General features: G+C 73.1%; 21 protein-coding genes. 12 read left to right on the top strand and 9 right to left on the bottom strand.

The window, feature by feature from the left end; genetic code table 11:
- Positions 1–75: 75 nt before the first annotated feature.
- Complete coding sequence (locus tag ACFZA0_RS13735) at positions 76–690, top strand: dienelactone hydrolase family protein (protein ID WP_391015171.1); 615 nt, start codon at positions 76–78, stop codon at positions 688–690.
- On the opposite strand, the gene ACFZA0_RS13730 is transcribed toward ACFZA0_RS13735, so the two are convergent.
- Positions 668–1,084 carry a VOC family protein gene (locus ACFZA0_RS13730; protein ID WP_391015169.1) on the bottom strand — a complete coding sequence of 139 codons (417 nt, stop codon included), beginning with the start codon at positions 1,082–1,084 and terminating at the stop codon, positions 668–670. The genes ACFZA0_RS13735 and ACFZA0_RS13730 overlap by 23 nt on opposite strands.
- A 10-nt stretch (positions 1,085–1,094) precedes the next feature.
- Positions 1,095–1,514, bottom strand: coding sequence for a helix-turn-helix domain-containing protein (locus ACFZA0_RS13725; protein ID WP_391015380.1), 420 nt, complete (start codon positions 1,512–1,514; stop codon positions 1,095–1,097).
- A gap of 195 nt (positions 1,515–1,709) precedes the next feature.
- Here ACFZA0_RS13725 and ACFZA0_RS13720 point away from each other — a divergent pair, with 195 nt between their 5' ends.
- From ACFZA0_RS13720 to ACFZA0_RS13710, 3 genes are all read left to right on the top strand, one after another.
- Positions 1,710–2,231, top strand: coding sequence for a helix-turn-helix domain-containing protein (locus ACFZA0_RS13720; protein ID WP_391015168.1), 522 nt, complete (start codon positions 1,710–1,712; stop codon positions 2,229–2,231).
- Between the two features lie 228 nt (positions 2,232–2,459).
- Complete coding sequence (locus ACFZA0_RS13715; protein ID WP_391015166.1) at positions 2,460–3,137, top strand: hypothetical protein; 678 nt, start codon at positions 2,460–2,462, stop codon at positions 3,135–3,137.
- A 284-nt stretch (positions 3,138–3,421) separates the two neighbouring features.
- Positions 3,422–3,760, top strand: coding sequence for a DUF2516 family protein (locus ACFZA0_RS13710; RefSeq protein ID WP_391015164.1), 339 nt, complete (start codon positions 3,422–3,424; stop codon positions 3,758–3,760).
- Positions 3,761–3,852: 92 nt separating this feature from the next.
- Here the strand turns inward: ACFZA0_RS13710 and ACFZA0_RS13705 are convergent, their stop codons facing one another.
- From ACFZA0_RS13705 to ACFZA0_RS13695, 3 genes are all read right to left on the bottom strand, one after another.
- A complete protein-coding gene (locus tag ACFZA0_RS13705; RefSeq protein WP_391015162.1) occupies positions 3,853–5,307 on the bottom strand; it encodes a SpoIIE family protein phosphatase in 1,455 nt (484 codons plus the stop codon).
- A gap of 303 nt (positions 5,308–5,610) precedes the next feature.
- Positions 5,611–6,762, bottom strand: coding sequence for an NlpC/P60 family protein (locus ACFZA0_RS13700; protein ID WP_391015160.1), 1,152 nt, complete (start codon positions 6,760–6,762; stop codon positions 5,611–5,613).
- Positions 6,763–7,148: 386 nt separating this feature from the next.
- Positions 7,149–7,979 (bottom strand): class I SAM-dependent methyltransferase, encoded by an 831-nt coding sequence (locus ACFZA0_RS13695; protein WP_391015158.1) that lies wholly within the window; start codon positions 7,977–7,979, stop codon positions 7,149–7,151.
- A gap of 297 nt (positions 7,980–8,276) precedes the next feature.
- Here ACFZA0_RS13695 and mshA point away from each other — a divergent pair, with 297 nt between their 5' ends.
- Positions 8,277–9,614 (top strand): D-inositol-3-phosphate glycosyltransferase, encoded by a 1,338-nt coding sequence (gene mshA / locus ACFZA0_RS13690; RefSeq protein WP_391015157.1) that lies wholly within the window; start codon positions 8,277–8,279, stop codon positions 9,612–9,614.
- Positions 9,607–10,272, top strand: coding sequence for a YbjN domain-containing protein (locus ACFZA0_RS13685; RefSeq protein WP_391015155.1), 666 nt, complete (start codon positions 9,607–9,609; stop codon positions 10,270–10,272). Before mshA ends, ACFZA0_RS13685 begins: the two co-directional genes overlap by 8 nt.
- A gap of 19 nt (positions 10,273–10,291) precedes the next feature.
- Here ACFZA0_RS13685 and ACFZA0_RS13680 read toward each other — a convergent pair whose 3' ends face one another.
- A complete protein-coding gene (locus ACFZA0_RS13680; RefSeq protein WP_391015153.1) occupies positions 10,292–11,185 on the bottom strand; it encodes an AraC family ligand binding domain-containing protein in 894 nt (297 codons plus the stop codon).
- 49 nt (positions 11,186–11,234) lie between these two features.
- Between ACFZA0_RS13680 and ACFZA0_RS13675 the strand changes: the two genes are divergently transcribed.
- The gene (locus tag ACFZA0_RS13675) at positions 11,235–11,780 is read left to right on the top strand and encodes a DUF2000 family protein (RefSeq protein WP_391015151.1); all 546 of its coding nucleotides are present in this window, start codon (positions 11,235–11,237) and stop codon (positions 11,778–11,780) included.
- 119 nt (positions 11,781–11,899) lie between these two features.
- Here ACFZA0_RS13675 and ACFZA0_RS13670 read toward each other — a convergent pair whose 3' ends face one another.
- Positions 11,900–13,318 (bottom strand): MFS transporter, encoded by a 1,419-nt coding sequence (locus ACFZA0_RS13670; RefSeq protein WP_391015148.1) that lies wholly within the window; start codon positions 13,316–13,318, stop codon positions 11,900–11,902.
- A gap of 292 nt (positions 13,319–13,610) precedes the next feature.
- On the opposite strand from ACFZA0_RS13670, the gene ACFZA0_RS13665 reads away from it, so the two are divergent.
- The 4 genes from ACFZA0_RS13665 to ACFZA0_RS13650 all read left to right on the top strand — a co-directional run bounded on the left by ACFZA0_RS13665 (position 13,611) and on the right by ACFZA0_RS13650 (position 17,057).
- On the top strand, positions 13,611–14,372 hold the full coding sequence (locus ACFZA0_RS13665; RefSeq protein WP_391015145.1) for a phosphoglyceromutase: 762 nt from the start codon (positions 13,611–13,613) through the stop codon (positions 14,370–14,372).
- A gap of 272 nt (positions 14,373–14,644) precedes the next feature.
- Complete coding sequence (locus ACFZA0_RS13660) at positions 14,645–16,126, top strand: DUF2252 family protein (RefSeq protein ID WP_391015142.1); 1,482 nt, start codon at positions 14,645–14,647, stop codon at positions 16,124–16,126.
- 100 nt (positions 16,127–16,226) lie between these two features.
- Complete coding sequence (locus tag ACFZA0_RS13655; protein ID WP_391015140.1) at positions 16,227–16,415, top strand: hypothetical protein; 189 nt, start codon at positions 16,227–16,229, stop codon at positions 16,413–16,415.
- Positions 16,416–16,568: 153 nt separating this feature from the next.
- Positions 16,569–17,057: a DUF4265 domain-containing protein gene (locus ACFZA0_RS13650; protein ID WP_391015137.1), complete on the top strand. Its 489-nt coding sequence runs from the start codon at positions 16,569–16,571 to the stop codon at positions 17,055–17,057.
- A 48-nt stretch (positions 17,058–17,105) separates the two neighbouring features.
- On the opposite strand, the gene ACFZA0_RS13645 is transcribed toward ACFZA0_RS13650, so the two are convergent.
- Positions 17,106–18,107: a zinc-binding dehydrogenase gene (locus tag ACFZA0_RS13645; protein ID WP_391015378.1), complete on the bottom strand. Its 1,002-nt coding sequence runs from the start codon at positions 18,105–18,107 to the stop codon at positions 17,106–17,108.
- 139 nt (positions 18,108–18,246) lie between these two features.
- Here ACFZA0_RS13645 and ACFZA0_RS13640 point away from each other — a divergent pair, with 139 nt between their 5' ends.
- The gene (locus tag ACFZA0_RS13640; RefSeq protein WP_391015135.1) at positions 18,247–18,867 is read left to right on the top strand and encodes a TetR/AcrR family transcriptional regulator C-terminal ligand-binding domain-containing protein; all 621 of its coding nucleotides are present in this window, start codon (positions 18,247–18,249) and stop codon (positions 18,865–18,867) included.
- Between the two features lie 117 nt (positions 18,868–18,984).
- Here ACFZA0_RS13640 and ACFZA0_RS13635 read toward each other — a convergent pair whose 3' ends face one another.
- Entirely contained in the window at positions 18,985–19,995 is a 1,011-nt protein-coding gene (locus ACFZA0_RS13635) for a hypothetical protein (protein WP_391015132.1), read from the bottom strand.
- Positions 19,996–20,007 lie beyond the last annotated feature (12 nt).

Here is a 20,007-nt window from a genome sequence, read left to right as displayed (position 1 = left end):
CTGGGCGATACTCGGCACGACGGGCCGGGTGCCGCGGGCGGCGCCCGCGGCGGGTGACAGACGGAGGGGGCCGGTATGGCCGAGGTACTGCTGTTCCATCACGTGCACGGGCTGACCGAGGGGGTCCGCGCGTTCGCGTCCGACCTGGAACGGGCGGGGCACGTCGTGCACACCCCGGACCTGTACGACGGGAAGGTCTTCGACGACCCGGACTCGGGGGCCGCCCACGCGAGCGAGACCGGCTTCGGCACGCTCGTCGAACGGGGCCGCGCCGCCGCCGAGGGCCTGCCGGCGTCCCTGGTCCTCGCGGGTTTCTCCCTCGGGGTGCTGCCCGCGCAGAACCTGGCGCAGACCCGGCCGGGTGTGCGGGGCGCGCTGCTGTTCCACTCGTGCCTGCCGGTGGCCGAGTTCGGCGACGCGTGGCCGCAGGGGGTCCCGGTCCAGGTCCACGGCATGGAGGACGACGAACTCTTCGTCGCGGAAGGCGACTTGGACGCCGCCCGCGCCCTCGCGGCCTCGACGCCGGACGCCGAGCTGTTCCTGTACCCGGGCTCCGCGCACCTGTTCGCCGACCCGAGCCTGCCCGCGTACGACGCGCCGTCGGCCGCGCTGCTCCTGGAGCGGACCCTGGCCTTCCTGGCGGCGGTCGACGCGGACGGCGCGGCGGCTACTTCTCCCGCGGCTGGTTGAACCGCACCAGGTTCCCCGACGGGTCGCGGAACGCGCAGTCCCGCACCCCGTACGGCTGGTCCATGGGTTCCTGGAGCACCTCGCCGCCCGCGGCACGGATGCGTTCGAACGTGGCGTCGCAGTCGTCGGTGCGGAAGATGACGCCCCGCAGCATGCCCTTGGCCAGCAGTTCGGCCGCCGCGCGGCGGTCGTCGGCGGGGGCGTTCGGGTCGGCGAGCGGGGGTTCGAGGACGATCTCCACGTCCGGCTGGGAGGGGGAGCCGACGGTGACCCAGCGCATCCCCTCGAAGCCGACGTCGTTGCGCACTTCGAGCCCGAGGACGTCGCGGTAGAAGGGGAGCGCCGTCTCGTGGTCGTCGACGGCGATGAAGCACTGTGCGAGCTTGATGTCCATGCCCGTCACCCTACGAACCCGGGGGCGTTCCCGCTTCTCCGTTCCTGATCGGCCGCGTACGGACCTTGGCGACGCAGGCCGGGATGGGGGCGCCGTGGTCGTGGTCGCGCTCCCGGTAGGCGCTGGGGCTCTCCCCGACCAGCTCGGTGAACCGCGTGCTGAACGACCCCAGCGACGTACAGCCCACCGCCATGCACACGTCCGTCACCGACAGGTCGCCGCGCCGCAGCAGCGCCTTGGCGCGCTCGATGCGGCGGGTCATGAGGTAGCTGTAGGGCGTCTCCCCGAAGGCCGCGCGGAAGGTGCGCGAGAAGTGCCCGGACGACATGAGCGCGACCCTGGCCAGCGCGGGCACGTCCAGCGGCTGCGCGTAGTCACGGTCCATGGTGTCGCGGGCACGCCGCAGCCGGACGAGATCGGGGATCGACACTGACGAGGGCACGACTTCACGGTACAGACGCGGAGCCGTGTGCGGGTCGCACTTACCGTCGGGCCCCGACGGCCACCGCCACCGCGGCCTGCCGGTCCGCTGCCGTCCATGCCTGCCACCCTGCACCGCCCCCGCGAACACATTTGCAAGCAGTTCGCTTGCAATAGTTAGCAGGGGTGGTGCAGGGTGGGGTTCATGGCATCGCTCAACGTCGGCAATCTCGGGGAGTACCTGCGCGAGCAGCGGCGCACCGCGCAGCTCTCGTTGCGGCAGCTCGCCGAGGCCGCCGGCGTCTCCAATCCGTATCTGAGCCAGATCGAGCGCGGGCTGCGCAGGCCGAGCGCGGAGGTGCTCCAGCAGGTGGCCAAGGCCCTGCGCATCTCCGCCGAGACGCTGTACGTGCGGGCCGGCATCCTCGACGCCGAGCGGGACCGGGACGAGGTCGAGACGCGCGCCGTCCTCCTCGCCGATCCCACGCTCAACGAGCGCCAGAAGCAGGTGCTGCTCCAGGTCTACGAGTCCTTCCGCAAGGAGAACGGGTTCGAGACCGCCACCGGGAGCGGCCCCTCGGCGCACGCGGACGGAACGGGCGACGCCCCGCACGTGCTCGACCGGGACGGCGACGGTGCCGTCCGGGCGACCCCGCTGCCCGTCGACGGCGACCCCGGGGACGGGGACGGCCCCGGCGACGCCGGTTCGCGGCGGGCGGCCGGTTGAGCCGGCGGCGCGGTGGACACGACGGGCGGGACGGAACGGGCGGCGCCGGACGTACCGGTAGATTCTGGTGCCGCGTGCGACCCCTGCGGGCCGGTCGTCCTGTCGGCCCGTTCGGCTCGTTCGACCCGTTTGTTCCGTGCGACTCGTTGATCCATGACGGGGCGGCCTGCCGGCTGCCCGTGCAGACACATGACCCTCAGCCGTAAGCGATCCGGGAGGACCATCACCATGGCCATCACCGACGACCTGCGCAAGACCCTCAACAACCCCACCCCCCTCTACTTCGCCGCCGGCACCGCCGACCTGGCCCTTCAGCAGGCCAGGAAGGTGCCCGGCCTCGTCGAGCAGCTGCGCGCCGAGGCGCCGGCCCGGATCGAGGCCGTCCGCGGCACCGACCCGAAGAGCGTGCAGGAGAAGGCCGCCGCCCGCGCCAAGGAGACCCAGGCGAGCCTTCAGACGAAGGTGAACGAGCTCATCGGCGGCATCGACACCGACCTGAAGAAGCTCGGTGAGACCGCGCAGGACATCGCCCTGCGCTCGGTCGGCTTCGCGGCCGAGTACGCCGTCAAGGCGCGCGAGGCGTACGAGAAGGTCGCCGAGCACGGTGAGAACGCCGTGCGCACCTGGCGCGGCGGCGCGGCCGACGAGATCGAGGAGTTCGCGGTCGCCGTCGAGCCGGAGCCCGCGCCGTCGAAGCCGAAGCCGGAAGCCGTGCGTCCGCAGGTCGTGAAGCCCGCGGCCGCCACTCCCGCGACGCGGGCGACCGCGCCGGTGACCGGCAGCGGCGCGAGCGGCAGCGCGACCGCGAGCGCGAGCGCGAGCACCGCGGCGAAGAAGCCCGCCGCCAAGAAGGCCCCGGCCCGCAAGAGCACCACCGCGAAGAAGACGACACCGCCCGCCAAGTGAACCGCGAGTGGGGCGACGGATGTCCCACGAACGGGTGGACGGCGACGGACCGGGCACTTGCCGAGTGCCCGGTCCGTTGTGCGGGTAGCGGCGATTCGTTTGCGGGTACGGTGACCGCGTGACGACGGCCCGCCGGGGCGGTGCGCGCGCATGCGCGAGGGTTCCGGCCGGTGTCGCGTGACGACGAGCACGACGCGTGATGACGAGCGTGGCGAGTGACGAGACGTGTGCAGGACGATTGACGTGCTGCCGACGAGCCGAGTTTGGTGGTGGATGTTGTGCTGATGCAGGGGTTCGCGAATTTCCTGTGGCTGCTGAACCTGGCCCTGATCCTGTTCAGCGGGTTCGCGCTGTTCGACGCCGCGATCCGCCGTGAGGACGCCTACCGGGCGGCGGACAAGAAGTCCAAGGTCTTCTGGCTGGTCGTCCTCGGCCTCGCCCTGGTGGTGAACCTGATCTTCGGCATCCTGTCGTTCCTGCCGATCATCGGTCTCGTCGCGACGATCGTGTACATGGTCGACGTGCGCCCCGCCCTGCGCGGCCTCCCCGGGGGCGGACGCAACCGTCGCCGCGGCGGCTCCAGCAGCGACGGTCCGTACGGGCCCTACAACGGCGGGCGCTGAACCGCCGCCGCTCGCCTACCCGGTCGCCGGTCGCCGGTCGCCGGTCGTCACCGGCGACCGCGCCGCACCCGTGCCTCGCGGCGCGGGCGCGGTCACGGCAGGCGGTCCAGCAGCACCACGGCGACGTCGTCGGTCAGTTCGCCGCCGTTGAGGTCGCGGACCTCGCTCACCGCCGCGCGCAGCAGTCGCTCGCCGGTCAGCCCCTCGGCGAGCTGGCGGCGGATCATCTCCACCATGCCGTCCTGGCCGAGGCGGGCGCTGCCGTCGCCGACGCGGCCCTCGATCAGACCGTCGGTGTAGAGCATCAGGCTCCACTCCGCCCCCAGTTCCACCTGGAGGCGGGGCCAGCGCGCGCCGCGCAGCAGGCCGAGGGCGGGACCGTTGTTGTCCTGCGGCAGCAGCTTCGCGGGGCGCCCCGGGCGGGCGATCAGCGGGGACGGGTGACCGGCCAGACACAGGCCCGCGCGGCGGCCGTCGGGCGCGATGTCGACCGTGCAGAGCGTCGCGAAGATCTCGTCGTCGTCCCGCTCGTGCTCCAGGACCTCCTGGAGGGTGCCCAGCAGTTCGTCCCCGCACAGGCCGGCCAGCGTCAGCGCCCGCCACGCGATGCGCAGCTCGACGCCGAGGGCCGCCTCGTCCGGGCCGTGGCCGCAGACGTCGCCGATCATCGCGTGCACGGTGCCGTCCGGGGTGCGGACGGTGTCGTAGAAGTCGCCGCCCAGCAGCGCCCGCGAACGGCCCGGCCGGTAACGCGCGGCGAACCGCAGGTTCGACCCCTCGAGCAGTGGTGTCGGCAGCAGACCGCGCTCCAGCCGGGCGTTCTCCTGGGCGCGCAGCCGGCCCTCGGCGAGCCTGCGCTCGGCCGAGTCGGAACGTTTCCTCTCGACCGCGTAGCGGATCGCGCGGCTCAGCAGCCGTCCGTCCAGTTCGTCGCGGAACAGGTAGTCCTGGGCGCCCACGCGGACCGCCTCGGTGCCGCGCTCGGCGTCGTTGGACGTCGTGAGCGCGAGCACGGCGTGCCGGGGCGCGAGCTCCAGGACGTGCTTGAGCACGCTCAGTTCGTCGGCGTCCGCCTCGGCGTCCCGGGACCGGTTGGGCGCGGGCAGCGCGAGGTCCAGCAGGATGCAGTGCACGTCGTCCGTGAGCAGCCGCGCGGCCTCGGTGAGGTTGCGGGCGCGGCGCACGCGGATGGGGTTGCCGGCCGAGTCGACCAGCTCGGGCACCAGCGGTGAGCCGCCCGGGTCGTCCTCGATCAGCAGCAGCGTGAGGTGGGTGACGGCCGGCGGGTGCGCGGGAACGGCACCGAAGCCGTCACGCGCGCCCGGGGCGCTCCCGGCCGGTGCGGGGTGCGACGTGCCCGCCGGGTCGGTCGGGGTGGTCGCGTCGGTCGGGGTGGTCGCGGGCCGGGTCCTGCGGGCGTCCCTCTCGGCCGTGTCGTTCTTGTGGGGGGCCACTTCTCGCGAAGGGCCTTCGGCTGTCTGCGAGGCCGGCGCCTGACCACTTTCCACGGCCGGGATGGCTCTCTGCCGCGGTACGGGTACGGGCATCGTCTTGGGTTCCTTCCCTCCCCCCGAGGGCATGGCGGGGCGAGGGACCTCGACCCACCGACGGGGACCATAGCGGGTGTCGGCGCCGCAGCGGAATGGTGTGAGCCACGTCGCCGGGCCAAGGGCCGCTGTCATATGCCGCGTTATGTACCGCAGTTGGACAGGACGTCGGCCGTGGCGGAATGACGAAGGTCACGTCCCGTGCGACCGCTCGGGCGGCGGCGGGTGCCCTGGGTCACACCGGCCCGGGCACCCGGCGCGTCCACGCGGCCGGGACTCGGTTCGCGCCGGCGCCGGCCGGGCTCACTTCGCGTCCGGCCTCACCACCCCGAGGATCGGCATCGTGCCCGCGCCCGCCGTCGTCACCGTGCGCCCGGGGCGCGGCGCGTGCAGGACGAGGCCGTCGCCCACGTAGATCCCGACGTGGCTGGCGTCGTCGAAGTAGATGATCAGGTCTCCCGGGCGCATGTCCCTGATGGCGACGTGCGGCAGTTGCCGCCACTGCTCCTGCGACGTGCGCGGTACGGGGACGCCGGCCGCGGCCCAGGCCTGCGAGGTGAGCCCCGAGCAGTCGTACGACGCCGGGCCCTCGGCACCCCATACGTAGGGCTTGCCCAACTGCGCCGTCGCGAACGCCACGGCCTTCCTGCCCCGCTCCGACGCCCTGCCGCGGATCTCGTCGAGGACGCCGGAGCCGAGCCACGCCGTCTGCGCCCGGTGGGCGGCGGCGCGCTCCAGCTCCGCCAGGCGCTCCTTCTCCTTCTTCTCCAGCCGGGACGCGAGCTGCTTGGCCGCCGCGATCTGCCGCTCGACGCGCTTCTTCGCCGCCGCCTTCTGCTTGCGGCCCTGCTCCAGCTTCTGCCAGCGGTCCTCGGCGTCCTCGGCGTCCCGTTTCAACTCCCGGCGGGTGCGCGCCAGTTCGGTGAGCAGTCCGTCGGTCGCGTGCTCGCCCTGGCGGGCTAGGCCCGCGCCGTCGAGGAACTGTCCGGGGTCCTCGCTCAGCATCAGCCGGGCCTCGGGAGGCAGTCCTCCGCCGCGGTACTGCGCACGGGCCGCGGCGCCCGCGCGGTCCTTGAGGTCGGCCAGCCGCACGCGCGCCGCCTCGATCCTCCGGTCGAGCACACCGATCGCCGCGGACTGCTTGTCCGCCTTCTCCTCCGCCGCGTTGTACGCGTCGGTGGCCACGGCCGCGTCGTGGTAGAGCGCGTCGAGCTTCGCCCGTACGGCCTCAAGTGCCTTGTCCGGGGCGCTTGTTGTGCCGTCGTCCGCCGAACCCGGGGGCGACGCGGAGCCCGGCGGCGCCGACGACGACGAGTACGGAAAGGGTGTGGACGCCGGATCCGGTGCCGGACTCGCGAACGCAGGGCCCGCCGTCGCCCCCACCACCGTGACCGCGCAGATCACGCCGATCACACTCACCGCCACCGCTGTCCGACCGCGCCCCTGCTGTCCCATTTCCCCGCCCCCCGTGCCGAATTACCGCCAGTAACCCCTCGACTCCGAGGGATCGTGCCATGCCGGGACGTGAAGCGACAGGGGTCCCGTCCCGCATCCCTGTCCCCGCCGTCGCCCCCGCCCCTCCTCCAGGGCCCCTCTCCCTCGGCCCCACTCGTCCCGTTCTTCGCGTTCTTCCGGTTCTTCCTTATCTTCTTGTCTTTGTGACGAATGGCCGCGCGGAGATCGTTCCCGGCCTCGCTCCTCTTTCGGGTGACGTCGGGAACCGGAACGGCGCGCCTGCGGGAGGGCGCGCGGTTCGGAGGACGCGCCGGTTCGGAGGGCGCGTTGGGTTCGGGGGCGGCCGGGCCCCCGCACGGGCGCAGGCGTGGTGGTGGCAGGCCGTCCTAGCGGACGGCGCCGCCGCGCGGCGCCAACGCCGCCCAGGTCACCGTCACTTCGCCCTGGCGCCAGCGCGCCGGGCCGTCCGTCACCGGCCAGTCCGCCGCCAGGTCCCGTACCGCCCGGATCCATCGCTGCCGCGCCCCGTACGACGCGTACGGGGCGGCGGCGGCCCACGCGCGGTCGAAGTCGCGCAGGAAGGCGTGCACGGGCTCGCCCGGGACGTTGCGGTGGATGAGTGCCTTGGGCAGGCGTTCGGCCAGGTCGGACGGGCGGTCCAGGGAACCGAGGCGGGTGGCGAGGGTGACGGTCCGGGGGCCCTCGGGGCCCAGCGCCACCCAGACGTGCCGCCGGCCGATCTCGTCGCAGGTGCCCTCGACGAGCAGCCCGCCCCGCGCGCCCCTTGCCGGGTCGGCCGGCGCCAGCCGCGCGCACAGCCGTGCCCACACCGCCGCGACCTCGGACTCGTCGTACTGGCGCAGCACGTTGGCGGCACGGATCAGTGCCGGGCGGGCGGCGAGCGGGATCTCGAAGCCGCCGTGCCGGAAGGCGAGGCCGTCCTGTTCGAAGGGGCGGGCCGCGGCGACCCGGGCCGGTTCGATCTCGACGCCCACCACGCGCGTGCGGGGCGCGACGGACCGCAACCGGTGCAGCAGCTCGACGGCCGTCCACGGGGAGGCGCCGTAGCCGAGGTCCACGGCGACGGGGTCGGCGGTGCGGCGCAGCTCGGCACCGTGGGTCGCGGCGATCCAGCGGTCCATGCGGCGCAGCCGGTTCGGGTTCGTGGTGCCGCGCGTCACCGTGCCCACGGGGCGGGCGATGGGGCGGGCGGTCATGGGTACGAGGGTATGCGGCGCCGGTGGCGCGGGCGGTGACGCGTCCCGGCATCGAACAGTTGATCGGAATGTGGCAATGGTTCGGCAAAGCCGAGCGACCGGAGAGGCGGTCCGGAAATGGAGCGGCCACCTCCGGCGTTGTCGAGACTTGGCGGGTGGCCTGCGCCCTCGTGCGGTCGTCACGCCCGTACGCGCGGGTGCGCCCGCGCGTACGGAACAGCAGCGGAACAGCACCAGCCCGGCACCACCTTCGGCACCACGTCCGACGCGCCGTCCGCGGAAAGGAGAAAACGCCACGTGAGCCAGTACGTCAGCAGGTTCGGGCGTCGCTCTGCGACGGCTTCGCCGCGGCTGCGGATGCACCGCAGGCCCCGCCGGGTCGCGATGCTCTCCGTGCACACCTCGCCTCTGCACCAGCCCGGGACGGGCGACGCGGGCGGCATGAACGTCTACATCGTGGAGCTGGCCCAGCGGCTGGCCGCGCTCAACATCGAGGTCGAGATCTTCACCAGGGCGACCACCGCGTCCCTGGCCCCCAGCGTCGAACTGTCGCCCGGCGTCCTCGTCCGGCACGTCGACGCGGGCCCGTACGAGGGGCTCGCCAAGGAGGACCTGCCGGCCCAGCTCTGCGCCTTCACGCACGGCGTCATGCAGGCCTGGGCGGGCCACCGCCCCGGCTACTACGACCTCGTGCACTCGCACTACTGGCTCTCCGGGCACGTCGGCTGGCTCGCCGCGCAACGCTGGGGCGTCCCCCTGGTGCACGCGATGCACACCATGGCCAAGGTCAAGAACGCCAGCCTGGCCGAGGGCGACACCCCGGAGCCGGCCGCCCGGGTGATCGGCGAGACGCAGATCGTCTCCGCCGCCGACCGGCTCATCGCGAACACGGACGACGAGGCCGACGAACTCGTCCGCCACTACGGCGCCGACCCCGGCAAGACCGCCGTCGTGCACCCGGGTGTCAACCTCGACCGCTTCTGTCCCGGCGACGGCCGCGCCGCCGCCCGTGCCCGCCTCGGCCTGCCCCAGGACGCGCTGATCCCGCTGTTCGCGGGCCGCATCCAGCCCCTGAAGGCGCCCGACGTGCTGCTGCGCGCGGTCGCCGCCCTCCTCGAACAGCGCCCCGCGCTGCGCGCCAACATCGTCGTGCCGATAGTCGGCGGTCCCAGCGGCAGCGGCCTCGCCAAGCCCGAGGGGCTGCAGAAGCTCGCCGCGCGGCTCGGCATCGCGGACGTCGTGCGGTTCCGGCCGCCGGTCGGGCAGGAGCAGCTCGCGGACTGGTTCCGCGCCGCGTCCGTGCTGGTCATGCCCTCGTACAGCGAGTCGTTCGGCCTGGTCGCCATCGAGGCGCAGGCCGCCGGTACGCCCGTGCTCGCGGCCTCCGTCGGCGGCCTCCCGGTGGCGGTGCGCGACGGCAGGACCGGGTTCCTCGTGCAGGGGCACGATCCCGTCGCGTACGCGCGCGTACTGGGCGAGTTCGCGGACCGGCCGGAGCTGGTGGACCGCATGGGCGGCGCCGCCGCCGCGCACGCGCAGTCCTTCGGCTGGGACACCTCGGCCGCCGCCACCGCCGACGTCTACACGGCCGCCCTGCACGCCCACCGCCGTCGCGTACGCTCCCACCATGTCTGAGGCGGGCGGAACGACGGCGGCCGGAACGGCCGGAAGCGGCGCTGCGGCCGACGGGACGCGGAGCGCGGCGCGGGACGGCGCCGTACGGTTCGTGCCGGCGCAGGCCGCCGCGGCGCAGGTCGTGGAAGGCGCCCTCCGGGACGCCGGTCTGGAGTGGGAGAGCACTGCTCCCGGTGCCTTCGTGGTCACGCTCCCCGGTGTCCGCAAGTTGTCGACGACGCTCTCACTGATCGTCGGCCGCCACTCGCTCTCCCTGAACGCGTTCGTCGTCCGCCACCCCGACGAGAACGAACAGGCCGTCCACCGCTGGCTGTTGGAGCGCAACCTCAAGCTGTACGGGGTCTGTTACGCCGTCGACCGGCTCGGCGACATCTACGTCACCGGCAGGCTGCCGCTGGCCGCCGTCACCGAGGACGAGATCGACCGGCTGCTCGGCCAGGTGCTGGAGGCCGCCGACGGCAGCTTCAACACCCTCCTCGAACTCGGCTTCGCGTCCTCCATCCGCAAGGAGTACGCGTGGCGCGTCTCGCGCGGCGAGTCCACGCGCAACCTGGACGCGTTCACGCACCTCACGCGGGACGTGGCGACCGATCCGCCGGTCGCCGACACCGACACCGGCGCGGGCGACGGCGCGGAGCGGCCCGGCACCCCCTCCTGACGCTGCCGGACGGTGCCCGTCACCGTCCGCCGCGCGCCGTACGCGCGTACCTCCCCGGCGGCACTCCCACCAGCCGCCGGAAGTGGCGGGTGAGGTGGGACTGGTCGTAGAAGCCCGTCGTCGCGGCGACGTCCCCGGCGGGCGTGCCGTCGAGCAGCAGCCGCCGCGCGCGGTCGACGCGGCGGGACATCAGGTACTGGTGGGGCGCGATCCCGTAGGCGGCGCTGAACGCCCGTACCAGGTGGGCGGGATGGGCGTGCAGGAGCGCGGCGGCCTCGTCGAGGGCGAGGCCCGCGGTGAGCCGTTCGTCGAGGAGTTCGCGCAGGCTGCGCGCGAGGCCGGCGGCGCGGCGGGGATCAGGGGGAGGGGGCGCCGGGACCGCCCCCGTACCGTCCGACCCGTCCGTCCCGCTCAGGCTCGCGCGTGTGCTTCCCGGACGGGGCAGCAGATGGGTGCGCAGCCGTTCGGCGACCAGGGTCAGCCTGCTCTCGGCCTCCAGTTCGTCGCCGGGGCGGCCGAGCGCGGTGTGCAGCTGTCCGACACGGTGCCGCAGCAACGGGTCGCGCAGGTCGGGGCCGTCCACGGCGGCGCCGATCAGCTCCTCGCCGAGGCGGGTGCTGTCCAGGTAGACGACACGCTTGCGGAAGCCCTCGGCGGTGACCGGCGAACCGTTGTGCGGGACGTGCGGCGGCAGCAGCGACACGGTGTCGTGCGGGGTGCCGTGCTCGTGGCGTTCGAGGTCGTAGCGCACGGCGCCGTCGTCGACGACGAGCAGCGTCCACGTGTCGTGGACGTGCATCGGGTACGCGTACTCGGTGAAGTGGGCGTGGAAGACCTCCACCACGCCCCGGACCTTCGGCCGCCAGGCGGTGACCTGCCGTGTGGGCCGCACGCCCCGCTGTTCGGCCGACATGCAACGAACGTACAAGACGCGGCGCACGGAGCGGCGGCAGTCTCGAAGCATGAGCAGCGAGCAGAACGCGGAGCAGAGCGCCGCGCACACCACAGAGCACCAGCAGAACCCGCAGGACCCGCGGAGCCCGCGGAGCGCGCAGCCGGACGCCGTCCCGCAGGTCTCCGGCGCGGCGCCTGAGCCCGTCCGCTTCGACACGAAGATCGCCGTGCTGCTGCGCGACGACCTGGAATCCTGGCAGCGGCTGAACGTGACGGCGTTCCTGGTCAGCGGCCTGGGCTCGCAGGTGCCCGAGGTGATCGGCGAACCGTACGAGGACGGGGACGGGGTGCGGTACCTGTCCATGTTCCGTCAGCCGGTCCTGGTCTTCGAGGGCGGCAAGGAGACGCTGAAGGCGGCGCACGCGCGCGCGTTGTCGCGTGCGCTGCCGCGCTCGCTGTTCACGTCCGACCTGTTCGCCACGGGCCACGACCGCGACAACCGTGCCGCCGTGCGCGCGGTGCGCACGGACGACCTGGACCTGGTGGGGCTGGCGGTCTACGGCCCCAAGAACTCCGTGGACAAGGTGCTGAAGGGTGCCCGGATGCATCCGTGAACCCGGCCTCGCGGCGGTGGCCGCCCGACGGCAGCGGTGCCCCGGCGGCGGCCTGCCCCGGTCGACCCGCCGCAGCCGTGCCCCGGCGGCGGCCGCGCCTCAGGCGACGGGGCCGTGCCTCAGGCGACCGGCCGGACCTCGGGCGTGGGGTCGGCGCCCGCGGCTCCCGAGACGACGCCGGGGACCACGACCGCGCCGGTGACCACCACCGCCCCGTCCCTGGGGGCCGCGCCGACTGCGGAGGCCGCACCGACTGCGGAGGCCGCACCGGCCGGGGCGTCCCCGGAAGCCGCGCCGCCCGCCTTGCTGACGGCCCTCGTACCGGCGGGGTCGTTGCCGACGTGGTGCATCAGGAACCAGTACCCGGCCGCCGCGACCGTTCCCAGAACCGCGCACAGGGCCCAGAGCCAGCCGGCGCCGAGGCTGTCGATCACGTAACCGGACATCAGCGGGGCGGCGAGCGCGGACAGCGACCAGGAGAGCGTGTAGACGCCCTGGTAGCGCCCGCGCCCGTGCACCGGGGAGAGCCGTACCACCAGGCCGGTCTGGGTGGGCGCGTTGACGATCTCCGCGAGGGTCCACACGCACACGGTGAGGGCGAACACGCCGACCGTGCCGGCGAACGCGGTGAGCCCGAAGCCGTACCCGGCGACGAGCGAGGAGATCACCAGCAGGCGGCGCGGGTCGCGGTGTTCGATGAACCGGGTGACCGGGATCTGGAGCGCGACGATGAGGATGCCGTTGAGGGCGACGGCCAGGCCGTAGTCGGACGGGGTGAACCCGGCCGCGCCCATCGCGACCGGCAGCCCCACGGACCCCTGCTGGAAGATCACGGCGACGAGGAACGACAGCCCGACGACGCTCATGAACCGCCGGTCGCGCAGCACCGTACCGAGCCCGACGGACGGGGCGGGCGGCTCGCCCGCCACCTGGGCGGGGGCGGCGGGCAGCGACTCGGGCACCTTGAGGAAGACGACGACGGCGCAGGCCAGCGTCATGCCGGCCTCGATGAGGAACCCGGCGAGGTAGCTGTATCCGGCGATGAACCCGGCCGCGGCGGACGAGACGGCGAAACCGAGGTTGACCGCCCAGTAGTTGACCGAGAAGGCCCGCATCCGGTCCTCGGGACGGACGATGTCGGCCATCATCGCCTGCACGGCGGGCCGTGAGGCGTTCGAGGCCATGCCGACGACGAAGGCGACCACGGCGATCGACACCTTGTCGTGCACGAGGCCGAGCAGCGCGGTGGACAGCGCGGTGCAGGTCTGCGCGATCAGCATGGTGGGGCGCCGCCCGAGCCGGTCGGCCATGACGCCGCCGACCAGCGACGTGAGCACCCCGCCGAGCCCCAGCAGCGAGGCGACGAGACCCGCGTACGAGGCGGAGTAGCCGAGGTCCAGCGTCAGGTAGAGCGCCATGAACGTCGCGACGAAGGCGCCGAGCCGGTTGACGAGCGTGCTGGTCCACAGCCACCAGAACTCGCGCGGCAGACCCGAGACGGTCTCCCGCGTGGCACGTCTCAGGGCGGCGAGTGGCATGGGTCCCCCACGGATCGGATCTGCGCGCCGGCGCGGGTCGGACCGGGCAGGCGCGGGCAAGCGGCTCGGACGCACACGCGCGTGCACGACGAGAACGCGGCGGTCGTGACGCGGCGAACCACGGCGGAGATGCCGGGGCGCGACGCATGCGTGCCGGACGTAAGCGGCAGGTCCGGCGAGCACAACTTACGGATCCCTTACGGGGGAAGCCACTCGATTAACAGATGCCGTCAACTGTCCGGCAATCGGCCGGACGCGCGAGCGATCGTGAGGTTCGATTACGCTCGGATCCATGGCCGACGCACCGTACAAACTGATCCTCCTCCGCCACGGCGAGAGCGAATGGAACGCGAAGAACCTGTTCACCGGCTGGGTGGACGTCAACCTCAACGAGAAGGGCGAGAAGGAGGCAGTCCGCGGCGGTGAGCTCCTCAAGGACGCCGGCCTGCTTCCCGACGTCGTTCACACGTCCCTCCAGAAGCGCGCCATCCGCACGGCGCAGCTCGCGCTGGAGTCCGCCGACCGCCACTGGATCCCGGTCCACCGCAGCTGGCGCCTGAACGAGCGTCACTACGGCGCCCTCCAGGGCAAGGACAAGGCGCAGACCCTGGCCGAGTTCGGCGAGGAGCAGTTCATGCTCTGGCGCCGCTCGTACGACACCCCGCCGCCCCCGCTGGACGTCGACGCCGAGTACTCCCAGTTCGCCGACCCGCGCTACGCGACGCTCCCGCCCGAGCTGCGTCCGCGCACGGAGTGCCTCAAGGACGTCGTCGTCCGCATGCTCCCGTACTGGTTCGACGGCATCGTCCCGGACCTGCTGACCGGCCGCACGGTCCTGGTCGCGGCCCACGGCAACAGCCTCCGCGCCCTGGTCAAGCACCTGGACGGCATCTCGGACGCCGACATCGCGGGCCTCAACATCCCGACCGGCATCCCGCTCTCCTACGAACTGGACGCGGAGTTCAAGCCGTTGACCCCCGGCGGCACCTACCTCGACCCGGACGCGGCAGCGGCGGCGATCGAGGCGGTCAAGAACCAGGGCAAGAAGAAGTAGCGCGACGCGAGGCACCGGCGGACAGCCCCCTGCGGACGGCACGTGCCGTCCGCAGGGGGCTTTCTGCTGCGGCACGGCTCTGGGCTTAGGGCGCGAGTGCCGGGACCGGAGCGGGTCCCGCGCCCGGTCCCGGGCGGGAGCGCGCGCGGTTCGGGGGGAACGCGCGCAGCATGGAAGGGGAGCCCGGCGCGTTCGCGTTGCTCCGGTGCCGCTCGTCCGCCGGGCGGGGCCGGTGCGGTGCCCGGCGCGCCGTGGGAATTCAGGAGGCCGTGATGACCCGGAAATCCGCCACCCGCACCGCCACCGCTCGCGCAGCCGGCGCCGGACGCGCCGCCGCCGTCAGTGCCGCCACCCGCACACCGCCCCCGCCCTGGCGCTCACCGCGGGAGCGGGCCGAGCTGGGGCGGGCCGCCCGCGGCCGGGTGCCACGGTCCAGTCACGCCGAGTTCGAGGCGGGGCCGGGCCGGGCGGACCCGGTGGACGTCATCGAGAGGCAGTCGGCGACCCGGCTGCCGGAACTCGTGCCGATCCGGTACGGGCGCATGTCCGAATCACCGTTCCGCTTCTACCGGGGCGCGGCGGCCATCATGGCCGGTGACCTCGCCACCACGCCGGCCACCGGGCTGCGTACCCAACTGTGCGGCGACGCCCACCTGTTGAACTTCCGCCTGCTGGCCTCGCCCGAGCGCAACCTGCTGTTCGACATCAACGACTTCGACGAGACCCTGCCCGGCCCCTGGGAGTGGGACGTCAAGCGGCTCGCGACCAGCATGGTCATCGCCGGGCGCGAGAACGGGTTCTCCGACGTGGAGCGGGCGGTCGTCGTGGAGACGACGGTGCGCTCGTACCGCGAACAGATGCGCCGCTTCGCGGGGATGAGCAATCTCGACGTCTGGTACGCCCGCGCCGACGCCGACCAGTTGAACGCCGTCGCCTCCGGCCGGCTGGACAAGCGGGGCCGCAAGTACCTGGCCAGGACCCTGACCAAGGCGCGGACCCGCGACAACCTCCAGGCATTCGACAAGCTCACCGAGATGGTCGACAAGAAGCGCCGCATCGCCCCGCAGCCTCCGGTGATCACCCGGATCGACGACCTGCTTCCGGGCGTGGCCCGGGACGAGCTGGAGGGCATGATCCGTGCCCTGATCGGGCGCTACGGCGACTCCCTGGCCGCCGACCGGCGGCACCTGCTCCGCCAGTTCAAGCTGGTGGACATGGCGCGCAAGGTCGTCGGCGTCGGCAGCGTCGGTACGCGCTGCTGGATCGTCCTGCTGCTCGGCCGGGACGGCGAGGACCCGCTGTTCCTCCAGGCCAAGGAGGCCGGCGAGTCCGTGCTGGCCCCCTACGCCGGTGCCAGTCGGCTCGGGACGCAGGGCGAACGCGTCGTCGCGGGGCAGCGGTTGATGCAGGCCGCGAGCGACATCTTCCTGGGCTGGGAACACGTCCACGCCCCCGACGGTGTCGAACGGGACTTCTACGTACGGCAGTTGCGTGACTGGAAGGGCATCGTCGACCCGTCGCTGATGGTCCCGCGCGGGATGGCCCTCTTCGGCCGGCTGTGCGGCGCGACCCTCGCCAGGGCCCACGCCAGGTCGGGGGACCGGATCGCCATCGCCGCGTACCTGGGCCAGGGCGCCGTGTTCGACAAGGCGTTGGCCCGTTTCGCCGAGACGTACGCGGACCAGAACGAACGCGACCACCGGGCACTCCTCGACGCGGTCGCGTCGAGGCGGGTGCGGGCAGAAGCGGCGTGACCGGCCCGGACTCACGCGCCACCCGCGCTCGTTCGGCGGGCCGGGGTCGTCCTCCCGGCCCCGTGTGGAGATTCGAAGCGGCCGCTTCTAGGGTCGGGGCGTGAGCAGAAGGCGCTACGTCGCACGTGGGGTGCCCGGTGGGTACCGAATATGGGACAACCGGGGGCGGCGATGGTGGGGCGACCACTACGAGGTCTGCCCCGACGACCTGCTCACCGAGCTGAACGGCGCCGCCGACCAGCAGCGCCTGACCGCCCTCCTGAAGCGGTACCGCGCCCAGAAGCGGTGAGCTCGGCCGGGGCGTACGCGGTGACCCCGGATTCCTCGCCGTCCGCCGCCAACGCTCGCTCGCACCGTCCCTGTTGAGCGCGTGGAGAGGTCGACCGGGCCCGGGGCGGGACCTGTTGGCAGGGCCTCCGGCGGGGCAGGGCATCCTGGCGGCATGACGGAGATCGCCGACGCCCACGTGAAGATCTACTTCCGGCTGGACATAGGGGAGGACGACTGGCCCCCGACGAGTGTGGAGAGCCTCTGGGCCGTTGACCTCGGCGACGGGCAAGTGCGGCTGGACAACGTGCCGTTCTTCGTCAGGGGGGTCGCCTGCGGGGACGTCGTCACCGTACGTCCCGACGACGAAGGGCAGTTGTGGGCCGGGGAGATCGTCCGCCGGTCGGAGAACTGCACCGTCCGGCTCATCGTGACCAGGGACGGAGGCTCGGCCGCCGCGCGGCAGGCCGTGCTCCGCGCGTTCGACCGACTCGGCGTCGAGGGCGAGGGCATCGAGCGGTTCGGCATGGTCGCCCTCGACGTGCCTCCCGCCGCGGACCTCGGCAAGGTCCGGAAACTCCTCGACCACGGTGTCGCCGAGGAGTGGTGGCACATGGAGGAAGGGTGTGTCACCGACGAGTGGTGCGCCCTCGACGGGAGTTGAGGAATCGGCGCCTCTCCGCCCCTCGGCCCAGGGCTCAGGGCCCAGAGCTCAGGGCTTGAGGATCAGGCGGAGCGGGTTGCCCTCCTTGGTGATCATGCGGTCCACCGCGGCCTGCGCCTCGTCGAGGGGGTAGACGTCCGTGATGGAACGGCTGAAGTCGAGCCGGTGGCCCGCCGTGAGGGCGACGAGTTCGGGCACGTGCTGGGGCTCCGAGCCGTAGTGGCCGAGGATCTGCTGCTTCAGGTAGCTGAAGCGGGTGCCGTCCTCCACCACCAGCGGCTTGTTGGTCAGGCCGGTCAGGACGAGCCGTCCGCCCGGTGCCAGCACCTTGACCGCCTGTTCGCGCACCGCGGGGAAGCCGGCGAAGTCGAAGGCCACGGCGACGCCGAGGCCGTTCGTCGCGGCGGTCACCTTCGTACGGAAGTCGGGGTCGCCCGAGTCCAGGGCGAGGTCCGCGCCGAACGCGAGCGCGCGTTCGCGGGCGGCGGGCGACGGGTCGACCGCGATGATCGGGAACGCGCCCACCGCGCGCAGGAGTTGGACGCCGTGCGCGCCGAGTCCGCCCACGCCCCACACGCCGACCGCCTCCGCCGGACGCACCTGCCCGGTCTGCGTGATCGCGGCCCACGGGGTGGAGACGGCGTCCGGGATGATCGCGGCCTGCTCGAACGGCAGGTCGTCGGGCAGCGCCACGAGCGTGGCCGCCGGGGTGGCGACGTACTCGGCCCATCCGCCGTCGTAGTCGACGCCGAGGGTGTGGACGACGCCGCCGCGGTTCTCGCCGGCCTGGAGGACGACGCGCTGCCCCTCCTGCCAGCCGGTGACGCCCGCGCCCAGCTCGTGCACGGTGCCGGCCACCTCGTGGCCGAGGGTGACGGTGTCCCCCTGGAGCAGCAGCGGCTTCAGGCTGCCGTCGATGAGGTGCACGTCCGACAGGCACACGCCCGCCGCCTCGACCTTGACGACGACCTCGCCCGGCCGTGCCTCCGGCAGGGGCACCTCCTCCAGGGTCAGGCTGTGCTGGGTGGTGTTCAGGCGCGCTGCGCGCATCGTCGTCGCCACGGCTCTCCCTGCTCTCTGCTGTCCGTCTCGGACCCGACCTGCCCTACCGGCTATCGCAAGTCCTCTTGCTTTAGAGCGTACGAGCGGTTTCTGGGCAAAGCAAGTGGACTTGCGTTACTTTGCCGGAATGAACGACAGCAACCCGTCCGAACCCACCCCGCCCGCCGGTCCCGCCCCGGGCCCGCTGCGCCGCCGGGGTGCGGCGATGCGCGCGGCCGTGCTCGACGCGGCCGGGCGGGTGCTGGTGGCGGAGGGCCTGGCCGGGACGACGATGGCCGCCGTGGCCCGGGAGGCGGGGGTGCACGAGACGTCCCTCTACCGCCGCTGGGGCACCCGGGAGAAGCTGATCCAGGACGCGTTGCGGGAGATCGGCGACGAGGCGGCGCCCCTGCCGGACACGGGCAGCGTGCGGGACGACCTGGTCCTGCATCTCGCCGCCGTCGACACGTTCTTCCGTACCCCGCGCGGCGGGGCGCTGCTGCGTCTCGGCGTCGGCCTGCCGGCGGACGACGCCCTCGCGGGCCGGCGCACGCCGTACTGGGAGGCCCGCCTCGAACGGACCGCCGCCCTGGTCCGCCGGGGTGTCGAGCGCGGTGAACTCGCCCCGGAAACCGACCCGTTGATCCTCACGGAGGCCCTGTGCGGCCCCGTCCTGGTCCGCATCCTCCTGTCGGCGGCCCCGCCGGACCCGGCCCTGCCCGCACGGCTGGTCGACGCGGTGCTCGACGGGCACGGGGCCGACGACTGACGCGGCGGGTAGGTGCGCCGGACGGCGGGCGCCGACGGCGGGGTGCCGGACGGCGGGGGTGCGGGCGTGGGCCCCGCTCTCCAGACCCTCTCAGGGCTCGGGTTCGGGTGCCTGGTATCAGGGGTTGATCAACAGGATGGACCAGTTGGACCACGCGCCGGACGCCACGTCCTTCACCCGGACCTTGTACGTGCCCGTGGCGTCGCCGGCCTCACAGAGCCACGACCACTGCGAACTCCCGCCTGCGACCGTGCCGTTGTGGTCATAGCCGGTACTGATCGGCGTAGTTCCGTCCGAGGCCCGCACGATCTCGTTGTACGTCGTGCCGCCCTGGGTGAAGCCGGACGACTGGTTGCCCAAGGTCTTCCTGATCCCCGCCGCCGCGTCCGAGACGTCACAGGAGCCGCCGGTCACCTGGAACTTGGGAGACGCCGAGGTTTCCGCGGGCGCGCCGGAACGCGTCTGGGTAGTACGGGGCTCATCGGCACCAGACGTGGAGGACCCCGACCCGCCGGCGGAGCCCGTTCCCTCCCCGGCCGGCGGGCCGACAGCGCTTCCGCCGCTGGATCCCGTCCCCAGCCCCGGCTCCGATCCGGTCCCGGGGTCGTTGATGTTCCTGCCGGTCGACTCAGTGGGGTCGTCCACGGCGGCTCGGGAGGCCTTGGTCGATGCAGACAGCGACGGCGACGGTGACAACGTCCTGCCCGTGTCGTCGGCCGGAGAGGCCGAGGCGTGCGCGCCGTTGGCACCAGTGCCGTCCGAACGGCTGGATGTGGAACCCGAGTTGCCTTCGCCACCGCTGTGGGCGAAGTAGACGCCGCCACCACCGATGACGACGACCAGCACGGCCGTCCCCACGGCTACCCATTTCCGCTTGACGAGGACGTTCACGGCTGCGGTCCGGGTGCTGTTCTTCTTGCCCTTGATGATGTTGACGGTGGGGTTGGCGCCGTCCAGGCGGATCTTGTGGCCCGCCTTCCGGGGGCCTTTCCGCTTCCCGGTCTTCTTCGGCGCTCTGCCGCCCTTCTGCTCACGCGCGGGGCGGCCGGCGCGCGGCGCCGACTCCGTCGGCGATGCCGCGCCGGGCGCCACTTCGTTGTTCGGCTCGCGCGGGGTCTTCTTGTCCACCTGGTACCTCGC

This window comes from Streptomyces sp. NPDC008150 (assembly GCF_042956945.1).
GTDB lineage: Bacteria > Actinomycetota > Actinomycetes > Streptomycetales > Streptomycetaceae > Streptomyces.
This window is presented reverse-complemented; position numbering and strand designations above follow the sequence as displayed.

What these genes read in the sequence shown, in the direction of transcription:
- ACFZA0_RS13715 (WP_391015166.1), top strand. Translation starts at nt 2,460, where the DNA reads ATGGCCATCACCGACGACCTGCGCAAGACCCTCAACAACCCCACCCCC.
- ACFZA0_RS13675 (WP_391015151.1), top strand. Translation starts at nt 11,235, where the DNA reads ATGAGCAGCGAGCAGAACGCGGAGCAGAGCGCCGCGCACACCACAGAG.
- ACFZA0_RS13685 (WP_391015155.1), top strand. Translation starts at nt 9,607, where the DNA reads ATGTCTGAGGCGGGCGGAACGACGGCGGCCGGAACGGCCGGAAGCGGC.
- ACFZA0_RS13720 (WP_391015168.1), top strand. Translation starts at nt 1,710, where the DNA reads ATGGCATCGCTCAACGTCGGCAATCTCGGGGAGTACCTGCGCGAGCAG.
- ACFZA0_RS13730 (WP_391015169.1), bottom strand. Translation starts at nt 1,084, where the DNA reads ATGGACATCAAGCTCGCACAGTGCTTCATCGCCGTCGACGACCACGAG.
- ACFZA0_RS13665 (WP_391015145.1), top strand. Translation starts at nt 13,611, where the DNA reads ATGGCCGACGCACCGTACAAACTGATCCTCCTCCGCCACGGCGAGAGC.
- ACFZA0_RS13710 (WP_391015164.1), top strand. Translation starts at nt 3,422, where the DNA reads ATGCAGGGGTTCGCGAATTTCCTGTGGCTGCTGAACCTGGCCCTGATC.
- ACFZA0_RS13660 (WP_391015142.1), top strand. Translation starts at nt 14,645, where the DNA reads ATGACCCGGAAATCCGCCACCCGCACCGCCACCGCTCGCGCAGCCGGC.
- ACFZA0_RS13670 (WP_391015148.1), bottom strand. Translation starts at nt 13,318, where the DNA reads ATGCCACTCGCCGCCCTGAGACGTGCCACGCGGGAGACCGTCTCGGGT.
- ACFZA0_RS13705 (WP_391015162.1), bottom strand. Translation starts at nt 5,307, where the DNA reads ATGCCCGTACCCGTACCGCGGCAGAGAGCCATCCCGGCCGTGGAAAGT.
- ACFZA0_RS13645 (WP_391015378.1), bottom strand. Translation starts at nt 18,107, where the DNA reads ATGCGCGCAGCGCGCCTGAACACCACCCAGCACAGCCTGACCCTGGAG.
- ACFZA0_RS13700 (WP_391015160.1), bottom strand. Translation starts at nt 6,762, where the DNA reads ATGGGACAGCAGGGGCGCGGTCGGACAGCGGTGGCGGTGAGTGTGATC.
- ACFZA0_RS13640 (WP_391015135.1), top strand. Translation starts at nt 18,247, where the DNA reads ATGAACGACAGCAACCCGTCCGAACCCACCCCGCCCGCCGGTCCCGCC.
- ACFZA0_RS13735 (WP_391015171.1), top strand. Translation starts at nt 76, where the DNA reads ATGGCCGAGGTACTGCTGTTCCATCACGTGCACGGGCTGACCGAGGGG.
- ACFZA0_RS13680 (WP_391015153.1), bottom strand. Translation starts at nt 11,185, where the DNA reads ATGTCGGCCGAACAGCGGGGCGTGCGGCCCACACGGCAGGTCACCGCC.
- ACFZA0_RS13650 (WP_391015137.1), top strand. Translation starts at nt 16,569, where the DNA reads ATGACGGAGATCGCCGACGCCCACGTGAAGATCTACTTCCGGCTGGAC.
- ACFZA0_RS13695 (WP_391015158.1), bottom strand. Translation starts at nt 7,979, where the DNA reads ATGACCGCCCGCCCCATCGCCCGCCCCGTGGGCACGGTGACGCGCGGC.